We start from the raw sequence: 26,331 nt of genomic DNA on the forward strand, positions 1-26,331 counted from the left end.
GCCCCCCGCGCCACCGCCCCGACGGCCCCACCCCGTGCACGCCCCGCTCCGAAAGGGCACCCCCTTGTCCCACCCCCAGCCCGCCGGCACCCCTGACGCCCCCGGCTCCGCCGACCTCGGGGACCTCACCGTCCTGAACCCCGCCACCGAGGAGGTCGTCGCGGTCGTCCCCGCCGCCGACGCCGCCGCCGTGGACCGCGCCGTCACCCGCGCCACCGCCGCGCAGACCCGGTGGGCGGCGCTCGCCCCCGCCGACCGGGCCCGCCTGCTGCGCCGCTACGCCGACACCGTCGACACCCACGTCGAGGAACTCGCCGCGCTGGAGGTCCGCGAGGCCGGACACCTCCCCGGCAACGCCCGCTGGGAGGCCGGGAACGCCCGCGACCTGCTGCTCTACGCCGCGGGCGGCGTCGAACGCCTCACCGGCCGGCAGATCCCGGTCCCCGGCGGCTGGGACGTCACCTTCCAGGAACCCCTCGGCGTGGTCGGCGTCATCGCCCCCTGGAACTTCCCGATGCCCATCGCCGCCTGGGGCGCCTTCCCCGCCCTCGCGGCCGGCAACGCCGTCGTCCTCAAACCCGCCGAGACCACCCCCCTCACCGCCCTGCGCCTGGCCGAACTCGCCCTGGACGCGGGCCTCCCCGAACACCTCTTCCAGGTGCTGCCCGGCCACGGCCGGGTCGCCGGACGCGCCCTCGTCGACCATCCCGGCGTCGCCAAGATCGTGTTCACCGGGTCCACCCGCACCGGCCGCGAGGTCATGGAGCGCTGCGCCCGCCAGATCAAACGGGTCACCCTCGAACTCGGCGGCAAGAGCCCCAACATCGTCTTCGCGGACGCCGACCTCAAGGCCGCCGCCGACCCCTTCTCCTTCCTCGACAACTCCGGCCAGGACTGCTGCGCCCGCACCCGCGTCCTCGTCCAGGAGTCCGTGTACGACGAGGTCGCCGACCACCTCGCCCGCGAACTCGCCGCCGTCGTCGTCGGCGACCCCACCGACCCGGCCACCACCATGGGCCCCCTGATCAGCCGTCAGCAGGTTGAGCGCGTACGGTCGTTCGTCCCCGACGGCGCCCCCGCCCTGCGCGGCGGGGCGCCCGACGGGCCCGGCTTCTGGTTCCCGCCGACCGTCCTCACCGGCGAGCGGCCCGACTCCGCCGCCGCCCGCGAGGAGATCTTCGGCCCCGTCGCCGTCCTGCTGCCGTTCACCGACGAACAGGACGCGATCCGCCTCGCCGACGACACCCCGTACGGCCTCTCCGGCTCCGTCTGGACCCGGGACCTCGGCCGCGCCCTGCGCGTCACCCAGGCCGTCCGGGCGGGCAACCTGTCCGTCAACTCCCACTCCAGCGTCCGCTACTGGACCCCGTTCGGCGGCTACCGGCAGTCCGGCGTCGGCCGCGAACTCGGCCCGGACGCCCTGGCCGCCTTCACCGAGACCAAGAACGTCTTCATCAGCACGGAGGGCCCCGCACAGTGACCAGAGAGATCGTCTGCCGCCGCCTCGTCGGCCGCACCGCCGTCATCACCGGGGCCGCCAGCGGCATCGGCCTCGCCACCGCCCGCCGCCTCGCCGCCGAGGGCGCGCACGTCGTCCTCGGCGACGTCGACGAGGAGCGCGGCAAGGCCGCCGCCGAGGAGACCGGCGGCACCTTCGTCAAGGTCGACGTCACCGACCCCGACCAGGTCGAGGCGCTGTTCAAGACGGCGCACGACACCTACGGCAGTGTCGACATCGCCTTCAACAACGCGGGCATCTCCCCGCCCGACGACGACTCCATCCTGGAGACCGGCCTGGAGGCGTGGAAGCGGGTCCAGGAGGTCAACCTCACCTCCGTGTACCTGTGCTGCAAGGCCGCCCTCCCCTACATGCGCCGCCAGGGCCGGGGCTCCATCATCAACACCGCGTCCTTCGTGGCCCGGATGGGCGCCGCCACCTCGCAGATCTCCTACACCGCGTCCAAGGGCGGCGTCCTCGCCATGTCCCGCGAACTCGGCGTCCAGTTCGCCCGGGAGGGCATCCGGGTCAACGCGCTCTGCCCTGGCCCCGTCAACACCCCGCTGCTGCAGGAGCTGTTCGCCAAGGACCCCGAGCGGGCCGCGCGCCGCCTGGTGCACATCCCCGTCGGCCGGTTCGCCGAGGCCGACGAGATCGCCGCCGCCGTCGCCTTCCTGGCCAGCGACGACGCCTCGTTCGTCAACGCCACCGACTTCCTCGTCGACGGCGGCATCTCCGGGGCCTACGTAACCCCCCTGTAGGCCCCGGCACGTGACCGTACGGAGCCGCCGTACCGGGGATCAGAGGAAGGTGTGGCCCTCGCCCCGGTACGTCGGCACCGTCGCCGTCACCGTGTCGCCCTCGACCAGGTGCAGCGCGTCGAACCGCTCGCACAGCTCCCCGGCCTTCGCGTGCCGGAACCACACCTTGTCGCCGATCAGCAGGTCGTCGGCCGGGGAGCCCAGCAGCGGGGTCTGCACCTCGCCCGCGCCCTCCTGCGGGTCGTAGCGCAGCCCCTCCGGCAGATACGGCACCGGCGACCGGTCCGCCCCGGCGGCACCGGACGCGGGGTAGCCGCCGCCCAGCACCGTCACCACGCCGACCCCCGGCCGCCGCACCACCGGCTGCGCGAAGAGCGCCGCCGGACGGCCGTGGAACGACGTGTAGTTGTCGAACAGGCGCGGCACGTACAGCCCGGAGCCCGCCGCGATCTCGGTGACCGCGTCCTCCGCCGCCGTGTGCTGCACACTGCCCGTGCCGCCGCCGTTGACGAACTCCAGGTCCGGCACCACCGCCCGCACCGCGCGCACCACCGCGCCGCGCCGCTCGGCGAGTTCACGCCGCGCCGCCGCCTGCATCAGCCGGATCGCCCGCGACCGCAGCGGCCGGCCCGCCACCGCGTCCCCGACCCCCGCCACATGCCCCTCGTACGCCATGACCCCCACCAGCCGGAAGCCGGGCCGCCGGGCCACCGCCCGCGCCACGTCGGCGACTTCGGCGGGGGAGTGCAGCGGCGAGCGCCGCGCGCCGACCCGGACCCGGCCGCCCAGCAGCTTCAGCGAGGTGTCCAACTCCAGGCAGACCCGCACCACTTCACGCCCGCCGCCGCGCGCCCCGTCGATCAGGTCGAGCTGGGCGACGTCGTCCACCATCACGGTGACCGCCGCCGCGAGCTTCGGGTCCCCGGCGAGTTCCGCGAACCCGGCACGGTCGGCGGAGGGGTAGGCGAGCAGGACGTCGTCGAACCCGGACCGCGCCAACCACAGCGATTCGGCCAGGGTGAACGACATGATCCCGGCGAAGCCGTCCCGCGCCAGGACGCGTTCCAGCAGCGCCCGGCAGCGGACCGACTTGCTGGCGACCCGGACCGGTTTCCCGCCCGCCCGGCGTACGAGATCGTCGGCGTTGGCGTCGAAGGCCTCCAGGTCGACGAGGGCGAGCGGGGCGTCGAGGTGGGCGGTCGCCCGGTCGTACCGGGCCCGGTCGGTGGCACGCGCAGTCATGGACGCAGCCTGCCAGACGCGATTACCGCAGGGTAGGGGGACGTTCCGGGCAGAAGCCCCCGGCGTCCCGGACTGGTTCCCGCGGGCGCCGGAACAAGACGTAGAGTGACGCGCACGCACGGAGGTCACGGCTCCGGCCGGGCAGCCGCGCCGGGATGCCGGTCCGCCCGCGCGGGTATGCCTGCCCGGAGGACCGAGGGGTCCGTCCCGGGCCGGGGAGGACGGTCGGCGCGGGACGACGACGGCCCGGCGACGAGGAAACGGGGGGTGCATGAGCACGGAAGCACGCCGCGCCTCGGTCCCGCCGCGCCCTTCCGCCCCACCGCACCCCACCACCCCGCCCCACCCGGCCCCCGCCGACACCCCGGCCCCGCCGCCCGTACCCCCGCCCTCGCCTGCAGCCACGGTCCCGGCCCCGCCCGACGGCCCCGCCCCCGCCAAGGTGACCGCGACGACCACCCCCGAGGCGGGCTCCTTCTTCGCCCGCCGCACCCGCGTCACCCCGCCGCCCGCCACCCCCGCGCCCACGGCCACCCCGCGACCGTCACAGCCGCCACAGCCGCCGGAGGCACCGCAGGCACCGCGACCGCCGCGCCAGGCGACCCCGTCCCGCCCGGTCGGCACCCCTCCGGCACCGGACACGCCCCCCGCGCCCACGACGCCGGAGACGGCCCGGACACCGGACACCCGGCACGCCCCGAGCACGCCCGACGCGTCGGCCCCCTCCGCCCCGCCCGAGCCCGAGCAGCCCCCCGCGCCCCCGCCCTCCGCCTCCGCCCGCTTCCCGGACACCCCGCCCCCCGCCGTGCCCCCGGCCCCGGAGATCCCCCGGCCCGCCCGCCTGGACGCGACGCGCGCGGACGCCGTACGCCCCGACACCCCGCGCCCCTCCGGCACCCCCGGCGTGCGCCGCCCCGTACGCCTGGACAACCTCCGTCCCGGCGGCACCCGCCCGCCCGCCCCCGGCGCCGCCGCGCCCACCGCCCCGCCGCGCCCCCGCCCCGCCCCGGCGGACACGCCCCGCCCCGCGACCGCCACCCCACCGCCGCCCACCGCACCGCCCCTGGCCCCCGACACCGCGCTGCCCCCGGCCCCCGGCACCGCCTGGACACCGCTGCCGCGCGGCTGGGTGCCGCCGCCCGCCGTACCGCCCCGCGAGGGGTACGCGCGGGCCGTACCCGGCGAACCGCGGCCCGGACCCGCCGACGCGCCCGCCGCGACCGGCGGCACCGACACCCGCGACGACCTCGACGCGGGCCCCGCCTGGACGCCCGCCACACCCCTGCACCACCCCGACTACGACCCGCCGGAGACCCGCCCCACGCCCCCCGGCCCGGACCCGGCGCTCTCCTGGAGCGCCCCCATGACCCCCGGCGGCGCCCCCGGAGCCACCCGGCCCGTCGTCACGTTCGCCCGCCCCGAGGCCTACCGCGAGCCGTCCCGCCCGCTGTGGGCCCGGCTGCGCGGGCGCCCCGTCACCGCGGCGGCCTGCCTCGTCCTCGGACTCGGCCTGCTCGGCGGCGCCCTCGCGGGCAGCAGCCTCCTCGGCGACCCCGGCGCCGCCCGCGACCGCGGCGCCTACGCCACCGCCGCCGGACTCTGGCACAACGTCCCCGTCGACCGGCTCTTCCCGCCCACGCTCATCGGGCAGGGCGCCGGACCCGGCGGCGCCGACCGCACCTGGACCCGCGTCGCCGTCGCCCCGGACGGCGGCTGCGCGGGCGCCTTCGACCCGCTGCTCACCAAGGTCCTCGCCCCCGTCGGCTGCGCCCGCCTGCTGCGCGCCACCTACACCGACGCCACCCGCAGCCACGTCACCACCGTCGGGATGCTCTTCACCAAGGCCGACCAGGCCGCCATGCGCGCCCTCGACACCCGCTTCACCCGAGAGGGCCTCGCCCGCCGCACCGACCTGCTGCCCCGCCCGTACGCCGTGCGGGACACCGTCGCCGCCGCCTTCGGCGACCGGCAGCGCGCCTCCTGGTCCGTCTCCGTCCTCACCGACGCCCCCGTCGTCGTCTACGCCGTCTCCGGCTGGGCCGACGGCCGTACGGTCGCGACCCCGCAGTCCGCCGCCGAGGCCACCGCGACGGGCGCCACCTCGGCCCCCGCCCAGGCGGGCCTCGGCAACGAGGCGAAGGGCCTCGCCGACCGGATCGAACGCGGCCTGCGCAAGACCGCCGCCGCCCCCACGGAGCAGCCCTCATGACCGGCCGTACGCGAGGAGGGCGCACCGCCCGCCGGGCCGGGGTGCTGAGCTGTCTGCTGGCCGCCGCCGTCGCCCTCGTCCCGCCCGCCACCGCCCACGCCGACGGCATCCGCGCCCAGCAGTGGGCGCTGACGGCGCTGCACACCGACGAGGTCTGGCGCACCACCAAGGGCGCGGGCGTCACCGTCGCCGTCCTCGACACCGGGGTCGAGGCCGACCACCCGGACCTCGACGGCAACGTCCTGCCCGGCCGCGACATGGTCGGCTTCGGCGCCGAGGAGGGCGACCGGGCGTGGGCCCGGCACGGCACCGCGATGGCCGGCATCATCGCCGGTCACGGCCACGGCGCCGGGAACGACGACGGCGTCCTCGGCATCGCCCCCGAGGCGAGGATCCTGCCCGTCCGGGTCATCCTGGAGGACGGCGACCCCGCCCGCGCCAAGGCCCGCACCACCCGCGGCAACGCCCTCGCGGACGGCATCCGCTGGGCCGCCGACCAGGGCGCCGACGTCATCAACCTCTCCCTCGGCGACGACTCCGCCTCCGCCCACCCCGAGCCCGCCGAGGACGAGGCCGTCCAGTACGCGCTGAAGAAGGGCGCGGTCGTCGTCGCCTCGGCCGGGAACGGCGGCGAGAAGGGCGACCACATCTCCTACCCGGCGGCCTACCCCGGCGTCATCGCCGCCACCGCCGTCGACCGCTACGGCACCCGCGCCTCCTTCTCCACCCGCCGCTGGTACGCCACCGTCAGCGCGCCCGGCGTGGACGTCGTCATCGCCGACCCCGACCACAAGTACTACGAGGGCTGGGGCACCTCGGCCGCCGCCGCGTTCGTCTCCGGCGCCGTCGCCCTCGTCAAGGCCGCCCACCCCGGCCTGAACCCCGCGCAGATCAAGCAGCTGCTGGAGGACACCGCCCGCAACGCCCCCACCGGCGGCCGGGACGACTCCCGCGGCCACGGCTTCATCGACCCGGCCGCCGCCATCGCGGCCGCCGCCCGGATCGAGCCCGAGGAACTGCGGACCGTCGCGCACGGCGAGGAGTACTTCGGCCCCGGCCCCGACGCCCCGCCGACCGACGACGCCGCCTCGGGCCGCTCCGCCGCGCTCGCGGGCGGCGCCGGGGCGGCGCTCCTGCTCACCGCCGTCGTCCTGTGGCGTGCCCACCGCCGCCGCACCCCACCCGCCGCACCCCAGCCGTACGAGACGTACTGAGCGGGAGCGGTCGGGAGCCGTACGAGACGCACGGAGCGGGACCGGTCCGGCCGGGACCCGCCGGACCGGGGGAGTCCCGGCGTCGGAGCGGACGCTCAGTCGGTGGCCGTGGCCGCCGGGGCGAACACCGACACCGCCGCCTTCGCCGCCGCCTCCACCCGGGCGATCCCTTTCTCCTGCGAGACGCTCCGGTCGGAGAGCACGGCCACCAGCAGCTCACGGCCCCCGGACGTCACCCGGCCGATGCTGTTGACGTCCCACAGCCCGGTCGCCGTCCGCGGCAGCCAGCCGTTCTTCAACGCCCACGCCGACCCGTCGGCCGCCGCCGAGACACCCCACCGCTGGCCCTCCACGATCGACCCCATCAGCTTCCGCAGGTAGGCGCGCGAGTCCGCGTCCAGCGCCGAGTCCGTGCCGAACACCTGCTCCAGCAGCGTGAGTTGATCGGCGGCCGTGGTCTGTGTCAGCCCCCACAGCAGATCGCGTCCGCCCTCGGTCCCCGTCAGCCCGAGCCGCTCGTTCGCCGCGTCGAGGCCGTCCGCCTCCCCGATGACCTTCCACAGCGCGCTCGCCGCGTCGTTGTCGCTCCGCCGGATCATCGCGGCGGCGTACGTCCGTTCCGTCGCGGTCAGCTCCCGGTCCGCGTCCTGGGCCCGCAGCAGCAGCGCCGCCAGGATGTCCACCTTGACGATGCTCGCCGTGTCGAAGGACCCCGCACCGAACCCGGCCCGCTCCCCGGACACCGGGTCCAGCACGGCCACCGAGACCCGCGCCCCGTCCGGCACGGACACCTTCTCCATCGCCGCCGCCAGCACGGCGTCCCGATCCACCCCGACCGGCACCGCCGCCTCCGCCCGTGCTTCCACCCCGGCCTCCCCTCCCGCACCGCCCGTCTCGCCCGCCTCGGGCGTCACCCGCGGTGTGGCCGATGACGTGACTGGTGACGTCGTCCGGGGCGAACTCCCCGGCACCTGCGCCGACCCCGACGACGACGATACGGCGGCGGCCCGCCCCGGATGCGCCTGCGCGCGGACGAAGACGGTGCCGCCCGCGCTGACCCCCAGCACGGTGGCGACGGCGAGCACGGAGCGCAGGACGCGGCGACCGCTCCCGCGGGGACCGGGGGACGCACCGGCGGACGCACGGGAGAACCTCATGCGGCGATGCTGCGGGCCCTCGCTGTGCGCCCCGTTAAGCGCAGGTTAGATCTGCGTCAGAGAAGCCTCAGCGCGCCCGATAGGGTCGACGACCGTGGCGAACAAGAACATCCCCGACCCCGGCTTCTCCGACGACGACGGCTCCGCCGACCCCCGGCTGAGCGAGGCGCTCGCCGCCTGGGCCGAGGACCGCGCCGCCGTGGGCCCGGTGCTGGCGGCCCTGAAGGGCGCCCGGCTGCTGGTGCCCGTGGTCGCCGTGCTCGGGGAGGTCGAGGAGGACGAGAACGGCCTGCGCCGGGAGAAGACCAGCGACATGGCCGTCCCCACCCTCAAGGCAGGCGGCCGCACCGCCCTGCCCGCCTTCACCTCCACCGCGTCGCTGGCCCGCTGGGACCCGCGGGCCCGGCCCGTCGCCGTCCCCCTGCACCAGGCGTTGCGCGCCGCCGCCCACGAGAAGGCCGACACGGTCGTCCTCGACCTCGCCGGACCGGTCGCCTTCGAACTGACCGGCCCCGCGCTGCTGGCGCTCGCCGAGGGCCGCACCAGCACCGACCCGCTCGCCGACCCGGCGGTCCGTACCGCCGTCCGCGACGCGGTGGCCGCCGAGCCCGACGTGCTCCGCGCCCACCTGCTCCCCGGCGACACCGACGGCACGCTCGCCCTCGTCCTCGGCCCGGGGACCGAACCCGCCGTCACCGCCCGCTCCGTCGCCGCCCGGCTGGCCGCCGACGACACCCTGCGGGCCCGCCTGGTGCACGGCCTCGACCTGGCCCTCCTGCCGCCCGGCACCACCCCGCCGGGCGAGCCGCTGTACGTACGGGACTGACCCGGCCGCCGGGTACGGAGGCGCCGCGCACGCCGTAGCCGTCGTACACGGTGGACGCGGGCCGGGTCAGCCGTAGACCGGCCCCGTGTACTTCTCGCCGGGGCCCTGGCCGGGCTCGTCCGGGACGATCGACGCCTCGCGGAAGGCCAGCTGGAGCGACTTCAGACCGTCGCGCAGGGGCGCCGCGTGGAAGGAGCTGATCTCGGTCGTGCTCGCGTCCAGCAGACCGGCGAGCGCGGTGACCAGCTTGCGCGCCTCGTCCAGGTCCTTGTACGCGTCGCCCTCCTCCGTCAGCCCGAGCTTCACGGCGGCCGCGCTCATCAGGTTCACGGCGACCGTCACGATCACCTCGACCGCGGGGACCTCGGCGATGTCACGGGTCATCTCGTCGAAACCGGCCGGACCGGCGCTCTCCGGACCGTCGGCGGCCGGAAGGGAGCCCGAGGAACCGTGGGAAGCAGCGGCGGAGGAAGCGGAGGAGGGGGTGTCACTCATGCCCCACACGATAGGCGCAGCCCCCGGCCTCCCCGGCGCCCGGCCCCGGCCGCCGCCCACCGGGCACGATTAGCCCTTACCGGCCACGGCTGGTAATCTCGTACAACGACCGGTCGGACACGCGTGCCACCCAGCAGGCGGGCCCGGCCCACAAGTGGAGGCTCCGAACTCCCACCCGATCGCCTTCAGAGGCGGCGGGTCACCCCGGTCAGGCGGCCCCCATCGTTCCGTACGGACGATGGAGTCGCCCGGTAGTGCGCCCCGCGATCCCTCGCGTCGGTGCTCCGGTAGTGCATGGAGCCCCCGCCTGTGATCGTCCGGGGCATTTTTTGTGTTTCGGCGTGGTTATTGGTCTAACGAACACAGACGTTACGCGGCCGTCCGCCAGACCGCCGCGTGGTGCTACCGAGGAGGATCCATCAGCGCCGAGCCCCGCATCAACGACCGGATTCGCGTTCCCGAGGTGCGACTTGTCGGTCCCAGTGGCGAGCAGGTCGGCATCGTGCCGCTCGCGAAGGCACTGGAGCTTGCGCAGGAGTACGACCTGGACCTGGTCGAGGTCGCGGCGAACGCCCGCCCGCCGGTCTGCAAGCTCATGGACTACGGGAAGTTCAAGTACGAGTCGGCCATGAAGGCCCGTGAGGCGCGCAAGAACCAGGCGCACACGGTCATCAAGGAGATGAAGCTCCGGCCGAAGATCGACCCGCACGACTACGACACCAAGAAGGGTCACGTCGTCCGGTTCCTCAAGCAGGGCGACAAGGTCAAGATCACGATCATGTTCCGCGGTCGTGAGCAGTCCCGCCCCGAACTGGGCTACCGACTGCTGCAGCGTCTCGCGGAGGACGTCCAGGACCTCGGGTTCGTCGAGTCGAACCCGAAGCAGGACGGCCGGAACATGATCATGGTTCTCGGTCCGCACAAGAAGAAGACCGAGGCGATGGCCGAGGCCCGTCAGGCGCAGGAGGCCCGCAAGGCCGAAGCGAAGGCCAACCCGGGCCGCTCGCAGAACGCCGCCGACGCGAGCGCCGTGAACGCGGAGGCCCCCGCCGCCGAAGCCCCTGCCGAGGCATCCGCCGAGGCGTGACATCCCGGGACCCCGGTCCCAGGACGTACCCATACAAGAGCGACGCTCCACCGTGCCCGGTTTCACGACCGGGCACCGGAGCGCCACCGACGAGGAGAGAACGGCGCTATGCCGAAGAACAAGTCGCACAGCGGTGCCAGCAAGCGCTTCAAGATCACCGGCTCCGGCAAGGTGCTCCGTGAGCGCGCCGGCAAGCGCCACCTGCTCGAGCACAAGTCGTCCCGTCTGACGCGTCGCCTCACCGGCAACGCCGAGATGGCCCCGGGCGACGCCAAGAAGATCAAGAAGCTTCTCGGCAAGTGACGTTCCGGCGCCCAGGCGCCGCACGTCAGGACCGGGACCCAATCGAATTCGGGCCGCGTGAGTCGAACCGCGGCCCCGCTACAAGGAGTTAACAAGTGGCACGCGTCAAGCGGGCAGTCAACGCCCACAAGAAGCGCCGGGCGATCCTCGAGGCGGCCTCCGGCTACCGCGGTCAGCGTTCGCGCCTGTACCGCAAGGCCAAGGAGCAGGTCACCCACTCGCTGGTCTACAACTACAACGACCGCAAGAAGCGCAAGGGCGACTTCCGTCAGCTGTGGATCCAGCGCATCAACGCCGCTGCCCGCGCCAACGGCATCACCTACAACCGCTTCATCCAGGGTCTGAAGGCCGCCAACGTCGAGGTGGACCGCAAGATCCTGGCCGAGCTGGCCGTGAACGACGCCAACGCGTTCGCCGCGCTCGTCGAGGTCGCCCAGAAGGCGCTGCCGAGCGACGTCAACGCGCCGAAGGCCGCGTGACGCTGCGCCGGCGCTAGCCGAACGCACCGAGGACCCGCAGGCCGTCGACCGGCCCGCGGGTCCTTTTGCGTGAACCCGGCCCGCGGGCCCTCTTGCGTGAACGAGGCCGCGCGGACGGCCGGTCGGAGCCGCAGCTGTCAGCCCGTCCGGCGTTCGAGGACGAGGCCCGTCCAGGGCCGACAAGGGGGTCCGGGGGCGAAGCCCCCAGCAACGGCCCCCGCCCACCCCACCCCCGCCCCCTCACCGAAGGTGCCCCCATGCCCCGGATCAGCCCCGAGCTGATTTCCCCCCGCTCCCCCCGCGTCACCGCCGCCAGGCGCCTCGCGCGGCGGAACTTCCGGGGCAAGGACCGGCTGTTCCTCGCCGAGGGCCCCCAGGCCGTCCGCGAGGCCGTGGCCCACGGCACCGACCACGGCGCCGACACCCTCACCGAACTCTTCACCACCCTCGACGCCGCCGAGCGCCACGCCGACATCATCGGCGCCGCCCGCGCCGCGGGAGTCCGCGTCCACCTCGCCGCCGACGAGGTCGTCGAGGACATCTCCACCACCGTCACCCCGCAGGGACTCGTCGGCGTCTGCCGCTTCGTCGACACCCCCTTCGCCGCCGTCCTCGCCGCCCGCCCCCGCCTCGTCGCCGTCCTCGCGCACGTCCGCGACCCCGGCAACGCGGGCACCGTCCTGCGCTGCGCCGACGCCGCCGGAGCCGACGCCGTCGTCCTCACCGACGCCTCCGTCGACCTCTACAACCCCAAGGCCGTCCGCGCCTCCGTCGGCTCCCTGTTCCACCTGCCCGTCGCCGTCGGCGTCCCCGTCGAGGACGCCGTCGCCGGGCTCCGGGACGCGGGCGTCCGCATCCTCGCCGCCGACGGCGCGGGCGACGACGACCTCGACGCCGAACTGGACCGCGGCACGATGGGCGGCCCCACCGCCTGGGTCTTCGGGAACGAGGCCTGGGGCCTGCCCGAGGAGACCCGCGCCCTCGCCGACGCCGTCGTCCGCGTCCCGATCCACGGAAAGGCCGAGAGTCTGAACCTCGCGACCGCCGCGGCCGTATGTCTCTACGCATCGGCCCGTGCACAGCGCGCCTCCGGAGGGTGCCGCTCCGTCACCGAGAGCTAGTAGGGTGACCAGCTCGGGGGTCCTCGTCTGGGAGGTGGGACACGGGGATGAGTGTCGGCACGAGCAGCGCACCGGGAGCGGACACCCCCGAGCGCCCGCCCGCGAACCGACCGGCCGCTGACGGCCGCGACGCCCCCCACGCCCCCGGCCCCGACACCCCCGCCCGCGACGACTTCGGCGGCTCCGACGCCTCCGGCGGACTCGACCCCGACGACCTGCCCGACGGCCTCGTCGTCGCCGACGAACACGGGTACGTCGTCCGCTTCAACGCCGCCGCCGAACGCATCACCGCCGTCCCCGCCGCCGAGGCCCTCGGGGAGCGCCTCGACAAGGCGCTCCCCCTGGAAGACCTCGAAGGCCGCCGCTGGTGGCAGCTCACCGACCCCTACGGCGGGCTCGCCGTCCGCACCCGCCAGCCCGAGCGCAACCTGCTCCTCCCCGGCGGCCGCGAGGTCCTCGTCACCGCCCGGTACGTCCGCGACGTACCCGGCGGCGCCGTCCGCCGCGTCGTCGTCTCGCTGCGCGACACCGAGGCCCGCCGCCGTACCGAGCGCAGCCACGCCGAGCTGATCGCCACCGTCGCCCACGAGCTGCGCTCCCCGCTCACCTCCGTCAAGGGCTTCACCGCCACCCTCCTCGCCAAGTGGTCCCGCTTCACCGACGACCAGAAACGGCTGATGCTGGAGACCGTCGACGCCGACGCCGACCGCGTCACCCGGCTCATCGCCGAACTGCTCGACATATCCCGGATCGACTCCGGCCGCCTGGAGGTCCGCCGCCAGCCCGTCGACATGGGCGCCGCCGTCGGCCGCCACATCCAGGCCTACGTCGCCGCGGGCCAGCCCGCCGACCGTTTCCTCCTCCGGCTCGAACAGCCGCTGCCCGCGCTGTGGGCCGACCCCGACAAGGTCGACCAGGTCCTGAGCAACCTCATCGAAAACGCGGTGCGCCACGGCGAGGGAACCGTCACCATCGACATCACACCCGTCGAGTCCCCGCGTGAGGGGGAGGAGACCGGCACCTCCGTCGTCGTGAGCGACGAGGGCGCCGGCATCCCGGAGGAATCCATGAACCGTGTCTTCACCCGCTTCTGGCGGGGCAGCAAGCGCGGCGGCACGGGCCTCGGGCTGTACATCGTCAAGGGCATCGTCGAGGCCCACGGCGGCACCGTCACGGTCGGCCGCGCCCCCGGCGGCGGCGCGGAGTTCCGATTTACGCTGCCCGTGGCCGCCCCGGCGTATCTCGCCTGAGCGGCCGCGGGCGCCTCCGCCTCCCACCACCCCGTTAGACTCGGCCTTTGGCACCTTTGTGTCCCAGGGACCGTGGCGATCCGCCCACGAGTCGGCCGGGGACGTCAGCCAGCCAATCGGAAGCACGGGAAGAGATGTCGGCACCCAATAAGTCGTACGACCCGGTCGAGGTCGAGGCGTTGAAACCGGAAGAGATCGAGCGCTTGCGGGACGAGGCGCTCGCCGCCTTCGCCGCCGCGGACTCCCTCGACGCGCTCCAGGAGGCGAAGGTCGCCCACACCGGCGGCGCGTCCCCCCTCGCCCTCGCCAACCGCGAGATCGGCGCCCTGCCCCCGCACGCCAAGGCCGCCGCGGGCAAGCTCGTCGGCCAGGCCCGCGGCGCGGTGAACAAGGGCCTCGCCACCCGCCAGACCGAGCTGGAGGCGGAGCGCGACGCACGCGTCCTGACCGAGGAGGCCGTGGACGTCACCCTGCCCCACGACCGTGTCCCGGCCGGCGCCCGCCACCCGCTCACCACCCTCTCCGAGCGCATCGAGGACGTCTTCGTCGCCATGGGCTACGAGGTCGCCGAGGGCCCCCAGGTCGAGGCCGAGTGGTTCAACTTCGACGCCCTCAACATCGGCCCGGACCACCCGGCCCGCGGCGAGGCCGACACCTTCTTCGTGCAGGGCCCGCAGGGCGGCACCGAGTCCGGCGTCGTGCTGCGCACCCACACCTCGCCCGTCCAGATCCGCTCCCTGCTCGACCGCGAGCCGCCGGTCTACGTGATCTGCCCCGGCCGCGTCTACCGCACCGACGAGCTGGACGCCACGCACACGCCCGTCTTCCACCAGGTCGAGCTGCTGGCCGTGGACGAGGGCCTCACCATGGCCGACCTCAAGGGCACCCTGGACCACATGGTCCAGTCGCTGTTCGGCGAGGGCATGAAGACCCGGCTGCGGCCGAACTTCTTCCCCTTCACCGAGCCGTCCGCCGAGATGGACATGGTCTGCTACGTCTGCCGCGGCGAGTCCGTCGGCAACCCCGACCGGCCCTGCCGCACCTGCTCCAGCGAAGGCTGGATCGAGCTGGGCGGCTGCGGCATGGTCAACCCCAAGGTGCTCACCGCCTGCGGGGTCGACCCGCAGAAGTACAGCGGCTTCGCCTTCGGCTTCGGCATCGAACGGATGCTGATGTTCCGCCACAACGTCGAGGACATGCGAGACATGGTCGAGGGTGACATCCGGTTCACCCGGCCGTTCGGGATGGAGATCTGATGCGTATCCCGCTTTCCTGGCTGCGGGAGTACGTCGACCTCCCCGCCACCGAGACCGGCCGCGACCTCCAGGCCAAGCTCGTCTCGGCCGGCCTGGAGGTCGAGACCGTGGAGCAGCTGGGCCACGACCTGAAGGGGCCGCTCGTCGTCGGCCAGGTGCTCACCATCGAGGAGCTGGAGGGCTTCAAGAAGCCCATCCGCTTCTGCACCGTCGACGTCGGGCAGGCCAACGGGACCGGTGAGCCGCAGGAGATCGTCTGCGGCGCCCGCAACTTCGCCGTCGGCGACAAGGTCGTCGTCGTGCTGCCCGGCGCCACCCTCCCCGGCGGCTTCTCCATCGCCGCCCGCAAGACCTACGGCAAGACCTCCCACGGCATGATCTGCTCCAGCGACGAGCTGGGCATGGGCGACGACGGCACCAAGGGCATCATCGTCCTGCCGCCCGAGACCGAGGTCGGCCGGGACGCCGTCGAGCTGCTCGAACTCGTCGACGAGGTCCTCGACATCGCCGTCACCGCCAACCGCGGCGACTGCCTGTCCCTGCGCGGCGTCGCCCGCGAGGCCGCCATCGCCTACGGCCTGCCGCTGCGCGACCCCGCCCTCCTCGACGTACCGGGCCCCAACGCGTTCGGCTACCCCGTCCAGGTCTCCGACCCGATCGGCTGCGACCGCTTCACCGCCCGCACCGTCACCGGGCTGAGCCCCGAGGCGCGCTCCCCGCTCTGGCTCCAGCGGCGGCTCCAGAAGATCGGCATGCGCCCGATCTCCCTCGCCGTCGACGTCACCAACTACGTGATGATGGAGCTGGGCCAGCCCCTGCACGCCTACGACCGCACGCGCGTCCAGGGCACCATCGGCGTCCGCCGGGCCGCCGAGGGCGAGAAGCTCACCACCCTCGACGGCGTCGAGCGGGTCCTGCACGCCGAGGACCTGGTCATCACCGACGAGCGCGGCCCGATCGGCCTCGCCGGGGTCATGGGCGGCGCGAACACCGAGATCGCCGACCACGACGACGAGAGCGCCACCAGCGACGTCGTCATCGAGGCCGCCCACTTCGACGCCGTCTCCGTCGCGCGCACCGCCCGCCGCCACAAGCTGTCCTCCGAGGCCTCCCGCCGCTTCGAGCGGGGCGTCGACCCGCAGGCCGCCGCCGCTGCCGCGCAGCGCACCGTCGACCTGCTCGTCCTCCTCGCGGGCGGCACCGCCGAGGCCGGTGTCACCGAGATCACCGGCCCGTCCGCGCCGCACACCGTCACCACCCCCGCCGACCACCCCGACCGCGTCGCGGGCGTCGTCTACGGCCGCGAGACCGTCGTACGGCGGCTCCAGGAGGTCGGCTGCGACGTGTACGGGCAGGACGAGCTGATCGTCACCGTGCCGTCCTGGCGGCCCGACCTCGCCGAGGCCAACGACCTCGCCGAGGAGGTCATCCGGCTGGAGGGCTACGAGAACCTGCCCTCCACCCTGCCCAAGCCGCCCTCCGGCCGCGGCCTCACCGCCCGCCAGCGGCTGCACCGCCGCGTCGGCCGCGCGCTGGCCGGAGCCGGGTACGTCGAGGCACCCACCTACCCCTTCGTCGCCGAGCAGGTCTTCGACCAGCTCCAGCTGGCCGCCGACGACCCGGCCCGCCGGGTGGTACGGCTGACCAACCCGCTCAACGACGAGGAACCCGCGCTGCGCACCACGCTGCTGCCGGGCCTGCTCGCCGCGCTCCGCCGCAACGACGGCCGCGGCTCGCACGACCTCGCTCTCTTCGAGACCGGGCTCGTCTTCCATCCGCGCGACGGACAGCGCGTCGCCGGGCACCTCCCCGTCGACCGCCGTCCCACCGCCGAGGAGATCGCCGGACTCGACGCCGCGCTCCCCGCGCAGCCGCGTCACGCCGCCGTCGTCCTCGCGGGCGCCCGCGAGCAGGCCGGCTGGTGGGGCAAGGGCCGCCCCGCCGACTGGGCCGACGCCGTCGAGGCCGCGCGGACCGTCGCGCGGGAGGCGGGGGCCGAGCTGATCGTCCGCGGCGGGCAGTACGGGCCGTGGCATCCGGGCCGGTGCGCCGAGCTGGCCGTCGTCGTCGACGGCGCCGAGCACGTCGTCGGCCACGCGGGCGAGCTGCACCCCCGCGTCGTCAAGGCGCTGGGGCTGCCCGCGCGGAGCTGCGCGGCCGAGCTGGACCTCGATCTCGTGGAACGCGCGGGCGCCGGTACGCCGCAGGCGCCGCGCATCTCCACGTTCCCCGTCGCCACGCAGGACGTCGCCCTCGTCGTCGACCTCGGTGTCCCGCACGCGGACGTCGAGGCGGCGCTGCGCGAGGGCGCGGGTGAACTGCTGGAGGGCATCCGGCTGTTCGACGTCTACGAGAACGAGGGGCAGTTGGGTGCCGGGCGGAAGTCGCTCGCGTACGCGCTGCGGTTCCGGGCGGGGGACCGGACGCTGACCGTGGACGAGGCGTCCGCCGCGCGGGACGCGGCGGTCGCCCTCGCGGGCGAGCGGACGGGGGCGGTGCTGCGGGGGTAGCCTCGCGGCCCGTTCGCGGGTGGGGGGCCGGGGCTGCGCCCCCGGCCCCCTTCGGCTTGTCCGGCCGGTGCGGGTGGGTGGGGGCTGGTCGCGCAGTTCCCCGCGCCCCTGAGGGCTCGGCCTGCGGCCTTTGCCCTGGGGTCAATCACCCCTCACCCGTTCGGGTGAGTTGTGGGCGGGATGGGGGTGGTGGGGGTGCGGCGTCGACAGAATCGGACCGGCCTCTCGGGGTCGGTCCGGGCTGTGGGGTCAGGGCTCAGATGGGGGGCCATCGACATGTTCCGCATCAGAGGGCCGCTGCGCCGGGCCCTTGCGCTGGGGTTGCCCACGGCCTGGGGCGCCCTGGCGATCGGCTACAAGCTGGGCTGCCCGCTCGCCCAGCAGGACGGGCTCGGCGCGCGGCTCGTCACCAGCGCCGTCTTCTTCGTCGTCGGCACCGGGATCGTCCACCACGTCCGGCGGAACCTGCTGCGCGAACTGCGGCAGGCCCGCCGCGTCGCGGGCGCCGCGCAGAGCGTGCTGCTGCGTCCGCTGCCGCCGCGCGTCGAGGGCCTCGGCGTCGCCGCGGGCCGGTTCTCCGCCGAACGCGGCGCCACCGTCGGCGGCGACCTGTACGAGGTCGTCGCCACCGAGCACGGTGTACGGATCGTCATGGGCGACGTGCGCGGCCACGGGCTGCCCGCCCTCGGCACCGTCGCCGCCCTGCTCGGCAGCTTCCGGGAGGCCGCGCACGACGAGGCCGACCTCGGCGGCGTCCTGCGCAGGCTGGACCGCGCCCTCGCCCGCCACCTGCGCGCACGCCACCGGGAGGAACACCCGGCCCACGGACCCGCCCCCGACACCCCCGTCGCCGAGGAGTTCGCCACCGTGCTGCTCCTGGAGATCGACCCCGACGGGCAGGCGCGGGCCCTCAACTGCGGGCATCCGTGGCCGTACCTGCTCGACGGGACGGACGTGGCACCGCTGGCCCGCGCCGATCCGCTGCCGCCGCTGGGGCCGTTCGCGCTGCCGTCCGACCTGGCGCCGCTGCCCGTGGGGCGGCTCGCCGCCGGGCAGTCGCTGGTGCTGTACACCGACGGCGCGGAGGACGCGCGGGACGCCGCAGGGCGCTTCTTCCCGCTGACGGAGACCCTCGCCAAGGCCGTCCACGACCACCCCGTGTCGGCCGAGCAGATCATGCGGACCGTGCTCACCGCGCTGTCCCGGCACACCGCCGGACGGCCCGCCGACGACACCACCGTCCTCGTCCTGCGCAACGACCGCACCGGCGTCCGCCACCCCGCCGCGCACGCCACCGCGGACACCCCGTAGCCCCCTTGTCGCCTCTGTCCGCACCGCCGGGCCGCCGCTTTACGAGGGGGAGCCGACGGCCCGGCGAACCTCTTGCGAGGCAGTCCAGTCAACCGCCCCGGTCACCCTCCGCGACAGCGCGTGCACCATATGGATACGAGTATTCCGTTCACACCCCGTGTGAACCCGGAGCCGCTACTCTGAGTGGCGCCGTCGGCACCGAGCCATCCGGGGGGCACCGCATGCATCCCAACCCGCCGCGACCCAACCCGCCGCACCCCAACACCCTGCTCGACTCGCTCCTCGACGAGGCGGGCGTCTCCCACGCGGGTCTCGCCGCCCACGTCAACCACGCCGGACGCGCCCGCGGGCTGGCCCTGCGCTACGAACACACCGCCGTCGCCCGCTGGCTCAAGGGCCAGCGCCCGCGCGGCCAGGTCCCCGACCTGATCTGCGAGGTGCTCGCCGCCCGGCTGCGCCGCCCCGTCACCCTCGACGACATCGGCCTCGGCGTCCCCGGCGAACCCGCCCCGCACACCGCCGCCCCGTTCAGCCTCTCCGGCTTCGTCGAGCGGGCCACCGCCCTGTGGCGCTCCGACCAGCAGCAGCGCCCGCACGTCCTCGGCGCCCCCGCCGTCACCGGCACACCCGCCGTGATGCCGGTCTGGGAGTGGGAGAACCCGCCCGAGGACACCGACGTCTCCCGCGGCGGACGGCACCGGGTGACCCCGGCCGACCTCGCGATGCTGCGCGCCGCCCGCGCCCACTACGAGCAGATGTACCGCAAGGCCGGCGGCGTGGCCACCCGCGGCCGCGTCGTCGGCTTCCTCACCGCGGAGGCGGCCCCCCTGCTGCGCGGCGGCTACACCGACGCGACCGGCCGTCAACTCCACCGCGCCACCGGCGGGTTGGTGGCCATCGCCGGGATCTGCGCCTACGACTCCGACGCCCACGGCCTCGCCCAGCGCTACTTCCACCAGGCGCTGCGCCTCGCCAAGGCCAGCGGCGACCGCAGACTCGGCGGCTACGTCATCGCCCTGCTCGTCAACCAGTCCCTGTACATGCGGGAGTTCCGGCAGGCGGTCGCCTTCGCGGAGGCCGCGCTGCGCACCGCGGGCGCCGACATCACCCCCGCCCTCGCTTCCGACCTGTACGCGATGCAGGCGAAGGCGTACGCCCATCTCGGCGACGGCGGGGGCGCGTTGGACCGCATCCGGCGGGCGGAGCGGGCCGCCGAGCACATCCGGCCCGGCCACGAACCCGACGAGACCGGCTACGTCCAGCCCGGCCTGGTCAACGTCCAGGTCGCGGAAGCCCTGTTGAGCCTCGGCGACCTCACCGCCGCCGCCGAGCACGCCGAGGCCGCCGTGGGGACGCCCGCGCACGACCGGGGCCGGGTGCACCGGCTCGCCATCCTCAGCACCGTCGCGCTGCGCCAGGGGCAGGCCGACAAGGCGGTCGCCACCGCCGTGCAGATGGCCGAGCAGGCACGGGGCATGGAGTCACAGCGGCTCCGCGACCGGCTCCGCACGGTCCGCGCCGAACTGGCCCGCAGCGACTGCGCGGGCACCGCCGAGGCGGCCGAACTGATCGACGGCGCGCTGCGCGTCCCGCTGTAGACACTGCGATATTGCCACTGACCCGACGGAAGGTGGCAGAACCGTGCAGTGGACGAAACAGAACGAACGAACTGTGTATGAGAATCGCTGGTTCCGCGTCAACCTGGCGGATGTCGGACTCCCCGACGGCCGGCACCTGGACCACTTCCTCATACGGCTGCGGCCCGTCGCCGTGGCCACCGTGGTCAACCAGGCCGACGAGGTGCTTCTGCTGTGGCGGCACCGCTTCATCACCGACAGCTGGGGCTGGGAACTCGCCGCGGGCGTCGTCGAGGACGGCGAGGACATCGCCCGCGCCGCCGCCCGCGAACTGGAGGAGGAGACCGGCTGGCGGCCCGGCCCCCTGCGCCACCTGATGACGGTCGAGCCCTCCAACGGCCTCACCGACGCCCGCCACCACATCTACTGGACCGACGAGGCCGAACACGTCGGCCACCCGGTGGACGACTACGAGTCCGACCGCCGTGAGTGGGTCCCCCTCAAGGTCGTCCCCGACCTGGTCGCCCGCGGTGAGGTCCCGGCGGCCAACATGGCCGCCGCGTTGCTGCTCCTGCACCACCTGCGCCTCGGTCGCGACCCGGCGTAGCCCCGGCCGCGCCCCCGGCCGCCCGTGCCTGACCGCACGCCTGCCTGAACACGCGCCGCGGGCCCGGCACTCGGGGGAGTGCCGGGCCCAACCGGTCGTCGCCGCGGGGCGGTTCAGCCGTACGGGTAGAAGCCCGAGCCGGTCTTGCGGCCGAGGCGGCCCGCGTCGACCATGCGCTGGAGCAGCGGGGGAGCCGCGTACAGGGGCTCCTTGAACTCGTCGTACATCGACTGCGCGACCGAGGCGACCGTGTCCAGGCCGATCAGGTCGGACAGCTTGAGCGGGCCCATCGGGTGGGCGCAGCCCAGCTCCATGCCGTTGTCGATGTCCTCGCGGCTGGCGATGCCCGTCTCGAACATGCGGATCGCGGAGAGCAGGTAGGGGATCAGCAGCGCGTTGACCACGAACCCGGACCGGTCCTGGGCGCGGATGGCGTGCTTGCCGAGGAGCTTCTCGGCGAACAGCTGGGCCCGGCTCAGGGTGCCCTCGGAGGTGGTGAGCGCCGGGATCAGCTCGACGAGCTGCTGCACCGGGGCGGGGTTGAAGAAGTGGATGCCGACGACCTGGTCCGGCCGCGAGGTGGCGACGGCCAGCTTCACCAGCGGGATGGAGGAGGTGTTGGAGGCCAGGATGGCGTCGGGACGGGTCACGACCTGGTCCAGGACCTGGAAGATCTCCGTCTTCACCTGCTCGTTCTCCACGACGGCCTCGATCACCAGATCGCGGTCGGCGAGCGCGCCGAGGTCGGTGGTGAAGCTCAGCCGCGCCAGGGTCGCGTCCCGCTCCGCCTCGCTGATCTTGCCCCGCTCGGCGGCCTTGGCCAGCGAGGAGTGCAGCCGGGTGCGGCCGAACTCCAGGGCCTCGCCGGTGGTCTCGGCGACCCGGACGTCCAGACCGGCGCGGGCGCAGACCTCGGCGATCCCCGCTCCCATCTGGCCGCAGCCCACCACTCCGACGCGTGCGATGTCTCCCGCTGGGGTGCTCGTCACTTCGTCCCCTTCACTGGCGTTCTCTGGCGTTCACTGGCATTGCGTGCGCTGTCCGGTCTCCGTCGGCGTGGAGCGACGGTCACCGGCCCGCGTCGGCGCTGACGGCCGCGGCAGGTCCGCCGGGGTCCGGCCGGCCTGCTCCGATCGTGCAATTTACTAGCAAGTATCGATGATCGATCGGCGGGGTGGGGGCATGCTGGGCGGGACCACGGTCCGTGACGGGCGGATCTGCGACGTATGTGGGGATGTGCGTGATGGGGCGACTGAGTCGGCGGGCGTTCGCGCTGGCCGCGGTGTCGGCGGTGTCGGCGTTCACGACGACCGGGGCCGCGGCCCCGGCCCGGCGGGACGCCGCGGCGGGCGGGGAGCGCGCGGCGACGGGCGAGATGCGGGGCGTCTGGCTGGCGACGGTCGCCAACCGCGACTGGCCCTCGCGGACCGGACTGACCGCGGCGCAGCAGCGCTCCGAACTCCTCGGCTGGCTCGACCTCGCCGTCCGTGACCGCCTCAACACGGTCGTCCTCCAGGTGCGGCCCACCGCCGACGCGCTGTGGCCGTCGTCGTACGAGCCGTGGTCGGAGGTGCTGACCGGCACCCAGGGCAAGGCGCCCGGCTGGGACCCGCTGGGCACGGCCGTCACCGAGGCGCACGCCCGCGGCCTGGAACTGCACGCCTGGTTCAACCCGTACCGCGTCGCCACCCACACCGACCCGTCCCGCCTGGTGGCCTCCCACCCCGCCCGCAAGCACCCCGACTGGGTCGTGCCGTACGGCGGGAAGCTCTACTACAACCCCGGACTGCCCCAGGTGCGGGCGTTCGTGCAGGACGCGATGCTCGACGCGGTCGCCAAGTACCCGGTGGACGCGGTGCACTTCGACGACTACTTCTACCCGTACCCGGTGGCGGGCCAGACCTTCGACGACGACGACGCGTACGACGAGTACGGCGGTGGTTTCCCCAACAGGGCGGCCTGGCGCCGCGACAACATCGACAAGCTGGTCCGCGAGACGGCCGCCCGCGTCAAGTCGGTGCGTCCCGGCACCGAGTTCGGGATCAGCCCGTTCGGTGTGTGGCGCAACGCGACCACGGACTCCCGCGGTTCGGACACCCGCTCGCTCCAGTCGTACGACGACATCCACGCCGACACCCGCAAGTGGGTGAGCGAGGGCTGGATCGACTACGTGGTCCCGCAGCTGTACTGGAACATCGGGCTCGCCGCCGCCGACTACGCCAAGCTCGTCCCCTGGTGGGCGGAGGTCGCCCGCGGCAGCCGCACCAAGCTGTACCTGGGCGAGGCGCTGTACAAGGCGGGCGACCCCGCGCAGCCCGCCGCCTGGCAGGACCCGGCGGAACTCTCCCGGCACCTGACGCTGGCCGCCCGGTATCCCGAGGTCCGCGGCCATGTGCACTTCGCGGCGAAGGACGTCCGGACGGACCGGATCGGCGCGATGGCCCGGGTGGTCGCCGACCACTACAAGCAGTCGGTGAAGCCTCCCGCCTGAGCCGGCGGCGCCCCTGCCAGGGGCGCCGGACGCCCTTCCCCCGGCGCTACCCCCGTTCCTCGGAGCGGTGCCGGATCTCGGTGTCGGGGCCGGGGGAGCACACGCCCTCGTGCCCATCCTCGAAGCGGACGCGGTACGGGGGGCTGCCCTCGGCGCCCATGACCTCGACGATCTCACCGACCTTGTCGTGCTGACCGACCACCCTGCCGTGCTGGACGAGCCGGTCACCTGTGGTGGCACGCATCTGGGGGCCTCCTCGCGGTGGTGGAGAGGGGGGAAACGCGGTGCGGGACCGCTGCCCTGCCTGAGATGTCCGATTCTACGGACTCGTCGGCTCGGGTGACCGGTCCTGGTACCCGCCCTTCTCCCCCCGGCGGCCCTTCCGCCCGGTGTCCCGTCAGCCGCGTGACCGCTGGGTCACCGCGATGCAGACCAGGACGGCCGCCGCGGTGAGCGGGGCGGCGGGGCCCAGGTGCTCGCCGAGCAGCAGCACCGACCAGACCAGGGTGAGCAGGGGCTGGGCGAGCTGGAGCTGGCTGGCCTTCGGGATGCCGATGGCCGCCATGCCCCGGTACCAGACCACCAGGCCCAGGAACTGCGAGCCCACCGCCACCCACAGCAGCCCGGCCACCCCGTGCGCGGTCAGGTGCGCGGGCTCGTGGGCCAGGGCGACGGCCGCGGCGGGCACGCTCAGCGGCAGGCAGAGCACCAGCGCCCAGCCGATGACCTGCCAGCCCGGCATCACCCGCGCCAGCCGCCCGCCCTCGGTGTACCCGGCCGCGCACACCAGCAGCGCCCCGAACAGATAGACGTCGGCGCCGGTCAGCGCCCCGCCGCTCTGCTGGACGGTGAACGCCACCACGGCCGCCGCGCCCGCCAGCGCCGCCGCCCAGAAGCCGCGGGAGGGGCGGGCGCCGGTCCGCAGTGCGGAGAGCAGGGCGGTGGTCAGCGGCAGCAGCCCGACCACCACCGCCGCGTGGGCCGTCGTCGAGGTGCGCAGGGCGAGCGTGGTGAGCAGCGGGAAACCGGCCACCACCCCGGCGGCCACCACGGCGAGCCCCGGCCAGTGCCGCCGCGCGGGCGGCGCGATGCGCAGGGCGAGCAGGCAGCCGCCCGCGATCAGCCCGGCGAGCACGCACCGCACGGCGACCAGCGACCAGGGGCCGAAGCTCTCCAGGCCCCAGGCGGTGGCGGGAAAGGTGAGCGAGAAGGCGACGACGCCCAGGGCGGCCTGGGCCGCGCCGAAGCCCCGCCGACGGGCACGCGCACCGCCCGAACCGGCTTGCTCCGCCCGGTTCCGCTCCGCGCGGCCCCGCTCCGCGGCGGCCTCGTCCGCCGTCCGCCCTCCGGTGACCGCTATCGTCGTCTCGCCAGTAGCGCTACTCTGTGCCTTCATGCATGAGCGTAGCAGTGCCGCAAGCGGCGCCGGAAGCAGCGTCCATGAGCTGGCGGGACACCTGCGACAGGATCTGGACCGCTACTCTCCCGGTGAGAAGCTCCCGTCGAGCCGGGCCCTGGTCGAACGGTTCCGGGTGAGCCCCGTGACCGTCGCGCGGGCCCTCGCGCAGCTCGCCGCCGAGGGACTGGTGGTGACCCGGCCCGGCGCCGGGGCGTTCCGCGCCGCCGGTCCGCCCCCGCTGTCCGGCCGGTCCGGGGACACCTCCTGGCAGGAGGTCGCCCTCAGCGCCGACGCCGCCGCCGACCACGTACCGCGCTCCGTGGACGCCTCCGGCGTGACCGTCTCGCTCGCCGCCCCGCCGCCCGGCGTGGTCGAGTTCAACGGCGGCTATCTGCACCCCTCCCTCCAGCCGGAACGCGCGATGTCGGCCGCGCTCGCCCGCGCCGGACGCCGCCCCGGCGCCTGGGGCCGCCCGCCGCTGGAGGGGCTGCCCGAACTGCGCGAGTGGTTCGCCCGCTCCCTCGGCGGCACCGTCACCGCGGCCGAGGTCCTCGTCGCGTCCGGCGGACAGAGCGCCCTCACCACCGCGCTGCGCGCCCTCGCCCCGCCCGGCGCCCCCGTCCTCGTCGAGTCCCCGACCTACCCCGGCATGCTCGCCATCGCCCGCGCCGCGGGCCAGCGGCCGGTCCCGGTACCGGTCGACGCCGACGGCGTACGGCCCGACCTGCTCGACGCCGCCTTCCGCGCGACCGGCGCCCGCGTCCTCGTCTGCCAGCCCCTGTTCCAGAACCCGACCGGCGCCGTCCTCGCCCCCGCCCGCCGCGCCGAGGTGCTCCGCATCGCCCGTACGGCCGGGGCCTTCGTCGTCGAGGACGACTTCGTACGGCGGCTCGTCCACGACGACGCGGGGCCGCTGCCGCGCCCGCTGGTCGCCGACGACCCCGACGGCGTCGTCGTCCACGTCGGCTCGCTCACCAAGGCCACCTCGCCCAGCTTCCGGGTCAGCGCGCTCGCCGCCCGCGGCCCGGTCCTGGAACGGCTCAGGGCCATCCAGGTCGTCGACACGTTCTTCCCGCCCCGCCCCCTCCAGGAGGCCGCCCTCGAACTCGTCGGCTCGCCCGCCTGGCCACGCCATCTGCGCACCCTCGCCACCGAGTTGCGCGTCCGCCGTACCGCCCTCACCGCGGCCCTCGCCCGCCACCTTCCCCAACTCGCCCTCCCGCACGTCCCGTCCGGCGGCTACCACCTCTGGCTGCGCCTGCCCGACGGCCCCGGCACCACCGACGGCGCCCACGCCGCCCAAGGCCTCGGCGGCGAGGCCGCGTTCACCGCGGCGGCCCTGCGCGCGGGCGTCGCCCTCACCCCCGGCCGCCCCTACTTCAGCGCCGAACCCCCCGCCCCGCACGTCCGGTTGAGCTTCGCCGCGGTCGCGGGCACCGACGAGATCACCGAAGGCGTACGACGGCTGCGGCGGGCCTGGGACGAGGTGCTGCCGGAAACCGTTCGACAGCGCGTACCCGATCTGTGAGGGTCCCGCC

Annotated in this window: 23 protein-coding genes; 17 read left to right on the forward strand and 6 right to left on the reverse strand. The window is 74.8% G+C overall.

Annotation, left to right across the window (positions count from 1 at the left end):
* The first annotated feature begins 64 nt into the window (after nucleotides 1-64).
* Both ACIQPQ_RS18010 and ACIQPQ_RS18015 read left to right on the forward strand, forming a co-directional pair.
* A complete protein-coding gene (locus ACIQPQ_RS18010; protein ID WP_401304922.1) occupies nucleotides 65-1,480 on the forward strand; it encodes an aldehyde dehydrogenase family protein in 1,416 nt (471 codons plus the stop codon).
* Nucleotides 1,477-2,259, forward strand: coding sequence for a 3-oxoacyl-ACP reductase (locus tag ACIQPQ_RS18015; protein ID WP_383778077.1), 783 nt, complete (start codon nucleotides 1,477-1,479; stop codon nucleotides 2,257-2,259). The genes ACIQPQ_RS18010 and ACIQPQ_RS18015 overlap by 4 nt, the downstream gene beginning before the upstream one ends.
* Before the next feature lie 39 nt (nucleotides 2,260-2,298).
* Here ACIQPQ_RS18015 and ACIQPQ_RS18020 read toward each other — a convergent pair whose 3' ends face one another.
* The gene (locus ACIQPQ_RS18020; protein WP_401304924.1) at nucleotides 2,299-3,501 is read right to left on the reverse strand and encodes an amino acid deaminase/aldolase; all 1,203 of its coding nucleotides are present in this window, start codon (nucleotides 3,499-3,501) and stop codon (nucleotides 2,299-2,301) included.
* A gap of 271 nt (nucleotides 3,502-3,772) precedes the next feature.
* Here ACIQPQ_RS18020 and ACIQPQ_RS18025 point away from each other — a divergent pair, with 271 nt between their 5' ends.
* Complete coding sequence (locus ACIQPQ_RS18025) at nucleotides 3,773-5,710, forward strand: hypothetical protein (RefSeq protein ID WP_401304925.1); 1,938 nt, start codon at nucleotides 3,773-3,775, stop codon at nucleotides 5,708-5,710.
* The gene (mycP, locus tag ACIQPQ_RS18030) at nucleotides 5,707-6,924 is read left to right on the forward strand and encodes a type VII secretion-associated serine protease mycosin (protein ID WP_401304927.1); all 1,218 of its coding nucleotides are present in this window, start codon (nucleotides 5,707-5,709) and stop codon (nucleotides 6,922-6,924) included. The genes ACIQPQ_RS18025 and mycP overlap by 4 nt, the downstream gene beginning before the upstream one ends.
* 95 nt (nucleotides 6,925-7,019) lie before the next feature.
* Here the strand turns inward: mycP and ACIQPQ_RS18035 are convergent, their stop codons facing one another.
* Nucleotides 7,020-8,081 carry a serine hydrolase gene (locus ACIQPQ_RS18035; RefSeq protein ID WP_401304929.1) on the reverse strand — a complete coding sequence of 354 codons (1,062 nt, stop codon included), beginning with the start codon at nucleotides 8,079-8,081 and terminating at the stop codon, nucleotides 7,020-7,022.
* Nucleotides 8,082-8,175: 94 nt separating this feature from the next.
* Between ACIQPQ_RS18035 and ACIQPQ_RS18040 the strand changes: the two genes are divergently transcribed.
* The gene (locus tag ACIQPQ_RS18040) at nucleotides 8,176-8,907 is read left to right on the forward strand and encodes an SseB family protein (RefSeq protein WP_401304930.1); all 732 of its coding nucleotides are present in this window, start codon (nucleotides 8,176-8,178) and stop codon (nucleotides 8,905-8,907) included.
* 66 nt (nucleotides 8,908-8,973) lie between these two features.
* Here ACIQPQ_RS18040 and ACIQPQ_RS18045 read toward each other — a convergent pair whose 3' ends face one another.
* On the reverse strand, nucleotides 8,974-9,402 hold the full coding sequence (locus tag ACIQPQ_RS18045) for a DUF1844 domain-containing protein (protein WP_401304932.1): 429 nt from the start codon (nucleotides 9,400-9,402) through the stop codon (nucleotides 8,974-8,976).
* 418 nt (nucleotides 9,403-9,820) lie between these two features.
* Here ACIQPQ_RS18045 and infC point away from each other — a divergent pair, with 418 nt between their 5' ends.
* From infC to ACIQPQ_RS18095, 10 genes are all read left to right on the forward strand, one after another.
* Complete coding sequence (infC, locus tag ACIQPQ_RS18050; RefSeq protein WP_401305241.1) at nucleotides 9,821-10,489, forward strand: translation initiation factor IF-3; 669 nt, start codon at nucleotides 9,821-9,823, stop codon at nucleotides 10,487-10,489.
* A gap of 108 nt (nucleotides 10,490-10,597) precedes the next feature.
* The gene (gene rpmI, locus ACIQPQ_RS18055) at nucleotides 10,598-10,792 is read left to right on the forward strand and encodes a 50S ribosomal protein L35 (protein WP_003947156.1); all 195 of its coding nucleotides are present in this window, start codon (nucleotides 10,598-10,600) and stop codon (nucleotides 10,790-10,792) included.
* Nucleotides 10,793-10,887: 95 nt separating this feature from the next.
* Nucleotides 10,888-11,271 (forward strand): 50S ribosomal protein L20, encoded by a 384-nt coding sequence (gene rplT / locus ACIQPQ_RS18060; protein WP_020938960.1) that lies wholly within the window; start codon nucleotides 10,888-10,890, stop codon nucleotides 11,269-11,271.
* A 257-nt stretch (nucleotides 11,272-11,528) separates the two neighbouring features.
* Nucleotides 11,529-12,392 carry a TrmH family RNA methyltransferase gene (locus ACIQPQ_RS18065; RefSeq protein ID WP_401304934.1) on the forward strand — a complete coding sequence of 288 codons (864 nt, stop codon included), beginning with the start codon at nucleotides 11,529-11,531 and terminating at the stop codon, nucleotides 12,390-12,392.
* Between the two features lie 47 nt (nucleotides 12,393-12,439).
* Entirely contained in the window at nucleotides 12,440-13,642 is a 1,203-nt protein-coding gene (locus ACIQPQ_RS18070; protein WP_401304936.1) for an ATP-binding protein, read from the forward strand.
* A 134-nt stretch (nucleotides 13,643-13,776) separates the two neighbouring features.
* On the forward strand, nucleotides 13,777-14,898 hold the full coding sequence (pheS, locus tag ACIQPQ_RS18075) for a phenylalanine--tRNA ligase subunit alpha (protein ID WP_401304938.1): 1,122 nt from the start codon (nucleotides 13,777-13,779) through the stop codon (nucleotides 14,896-14,898).
* Nucleotides 14,898-17,408 (forward strand): phenylalanine--tRNA ligase subunit beta, encoded by a 2,511-nt coding sequence (gene pheT / locus ACIQPQ_RS18080; RefSeq protein ID WP_401304940.1) that lies wholly within the window; start codon nucleotides 14,898-14,900, stop codon nucleotides 17,406-17,408. The genes pheS and pheT overlap by 1 nt, the downstream gene beginning before the upstream one ends.
* A 276-nt stretch (nucleotides 17,409-17,684) precedes the next feature.
* A complete protein-coding gene (locus tag ACIQPQ_RS18085) occupies nucleotides 17,685-18,719 on the forward strand; it encodes a PP2C family protein-serine/threonine phosphatase (protein WP_401304941.1) in 1,035 nt (344 codons plus the stop codon).
* Nucleotides 18,720-18,940: 221 nt separating this feature from the next.
* The gene (locus tag ACIQPQ_RS18090) at nucleotides 18,941-20,317 is read left to right on the forward strand and encodes a transcriptional regulator (protein WP_401304943.1); all 1,377 of its coding nucleotides are present in this window, start codon (nucleotides 18,941-18,943) and stop codon (nucleotides 20,315-20,317) included.
* Between the two features lie 43 nt (nucleotides 20,318-20,360).
* The gene (locus ACIQPQ_RS18095) at nucleotides 20,361-20,903 is read left to right on the forward strand and encodes an NUDIX hydrolase (RefSeq protein WP_401304944.1); all 543 of its coding nucleotides are present in this window, start codon (nucleotides 20,361-20,363) and stop codon (nucleotides 20,901-20,903) included.
* Nucleotides 20,904-21,016: 113 nt separating this feature from the next.
* Here ACIQPQ_RS18095 and ACIQPQ_RS18100 read toward each other — a convergent pair whose 3' ends face one another.
* Complete coding sequence (locus ACIQPQ_RS18100) at nucleotides 21,017-21,892, reverse strand: 3-hydroxybutyryl-CoA dehydrogenase (protein WP_401304945.1); 876 nt, start codon at nucleotides 21,890-21,892, stop codon at nucleotides 21,017-21,019.
* A 254-nt stretch (nucleotides 21,893-22,146) separates the two neighbouring features.
* Between ACIQPQ_RS18100 and ACIQPQ_RS18105 the strand changes: the two genes are divergently transcribed.
* Nucleotides 22,147-23,394 (forward strand): glycoside hydrolase family 10 protein, encoded by a 1,248-nt coding sequence (locus ACIQPQ_RS18105; RefSeq protein ID WP_401304946.1) that lies wholly within the window; start codon nucleotides 22,147-22,149, stop codon nucleotides 23,392-23,394.
* A gap of 46 nt (nucleotides 23,395-23,440) precedes the next feature.
* Here the strand turns inward: ACIQPQ_RS18105 and ACIQPQ_RS18110 are convergent, their stop codons facing one another.
* Both ACIQPQ_RS18110 and ACIQPQ_RS18115 read right to left on the reverse strand, forming a co-directional pair.
* The gene (locus ACIQPQ_RS18110) at nucleotides 23,441-23,638 is read right to left on the reverse strand and encodes a DUF1918 domain-containing protein (protein WP_401304948.1); all 198 of its coding nucleotides are present in this window, start codon (nucleotides 23,636-23,638) and stop codon (nucleotides 23,441-23,443) included.
* A 153-nt stretch (nucleotides 23,639-23,791) separates the two neighbouring features.
* On the reverse strand, nucleotides 23,792-24,790 hold the full coding sequence (locus tag ACIQPQ_RS18115) for a DMT family transporter (RefSeq protein WP_401304950.1): 999 nt from the start codon (nucleotides 24,788-24,790) through the stop codon (nucleotides 23,792-23,794).
* Here ACIQPQ_RS18115 and ACIQPQ_RS18120 point away from each other — a divergent pair.
* Nucleotides 24,789-26,321: a PLP-dependent aminotransferase family protein gene (locus ACIQPQ_RS18120; RefSeq protein WP_401304951.1), complete on the forward strand. Its 1,533-nt coding sequence runs from the start codon at nucleotides 24,789-24,791 to the stop codon at nucleotides 26,319-26,321. The genes ACIQPQ_RS18115 and ACIQPQ_RS18120 overlap by 2 nt on opposite strands.
* Nucleotides 26,322-26,331 lie beyond the last annotated feature (10 nt).

This window comes from Streptomyces sp. NPDC091281 (assembly GCF_044757425.1).
Classification (GTDB): domain Bacteria; phylum Actinomycetota; class Actinomycetes; order Streptomycetales; family Streptomycetaceae; genus Streptomyces.

Excerpts from the sequence above, each read along its gene's own strand:
- ACIQPQ_RS18085 (WP_401304941.1), top strand. The coding sequence starts at position 17,685 with ATGTTCCGCATCAGAGGGCCGCTGCGCCGGGCCCTTGCGCTGGGGTTG.
- ACIQPQ_RS18065 (WP_401304934.1), top strand. The coding sequence starts at position 11,529 with ATGCCCCGGATCAGCCCCGAGCTGATTTCCCCCCGCTCCCCCCGCGTC.
- ACIQPQ_RS18105 (WP_401304946.1), top strand. The coding sequence starts at position 22,147 with ATGGGGCGACTGAGTCGGCGGGCGTTCGCGCTGGCCGCGGTGTCGGCG.
- ACIQPQ_RS18025 (WP_401304925.1), top strand. The coding sequence starts at position 3,773 with ATGAGCACGGAAGCACGCCGCGCCTCGGTCCCGCCGCGCCCTTCCGCC.
- ACIQPQ_RS18070 (WP_401304936.1), top strand. The coding sequence starts at position 12,440 with ATGAGTGTCGGCACGAGCAGCGCACCGGGAGCGGACACCCCCGAGCGC.
- mycP (WP_401304927.1), top strand. The coding sequence starts at position 5,707 with ATGACCGGCCGTACGCGAGGAGGGCGCACCGCCCGCCGGGCCGGGGTG.
- ACIQPQ_RS18045 (WP_401304932.1), bottom strand. The coding sequence starts at position 9,402 with ATGAGTGACACCCCCTCCTCCGCTTCCTCCGCCGCTGCTTCCCACGGT.
- ACIQPQ_RS18115 (WP_401304950.1), bottom strand. The coding sequence starts at position 24,790 with ATGAAGGCACAGAGTAGCGCTACTGGCGAGACGACGATAGCGGTCACC.
- ACIQPQ_RS18035 (WP_401304929.1), bottom strand. The coding sequence starts at position 8,081 with ATGAGGTTCTCCCGTGCGTCCGCCGGTGCGTCCCCCGGTCCCCGCGGG.
- pheT (WP_401304940.1), top strand. The coding sequence starts at position 14,898 with ATGCGTATCCCGCTTTCCTGGCTGCGGGAGTACGTCGACCTCCCCGCC.
- rpmI (WP_003947156.1), top strand. The coding sequence starts at position 10,598 with ATGCCGAAGAACAAGTCGCACAGCGGTGCCAGCAAGCGCTTCAAGATC.
- ACIQPQ_RS18110 (WP_401304948.1), bottom strand. The coding sequence starts at position 23,638 with ATGCGTGCCACCACAGGTGACCGGCTCGTCCAGCACGGCAGGGTGGTC.
- pheS (WP_401304938.1), top strand. The coding sequence starts at position 13,777 with ATGTCGGCACCCAATAAGTCGTACGACCCGGTCGAGGTCGAGGCGTTG.
- ACIQPQ_RS18090 (WP_401304943.1), top strand. The coding sequence starts at position 18,941 with ATGCATCCCAACCCGCCGCGACCCAACCCGCCGCACCCCAACACCCTG.
- ACIQPQ_RS18020 (WP_401304924.1), bottom strand. The coding sequence starts at position 3,501 with ATGACTGCGCGTGCCACCGACCGGGCCCGGTACGACCGGGCGACCGCC.
- ACIQPQ_RS18120 (WP_401304951.1), top strand. The coding sequence starts at position 24,789 with ATGCATGAGCGTAGCAGTGCCGCAAGCGGCGCCGGAAGCAGCGTCCAT.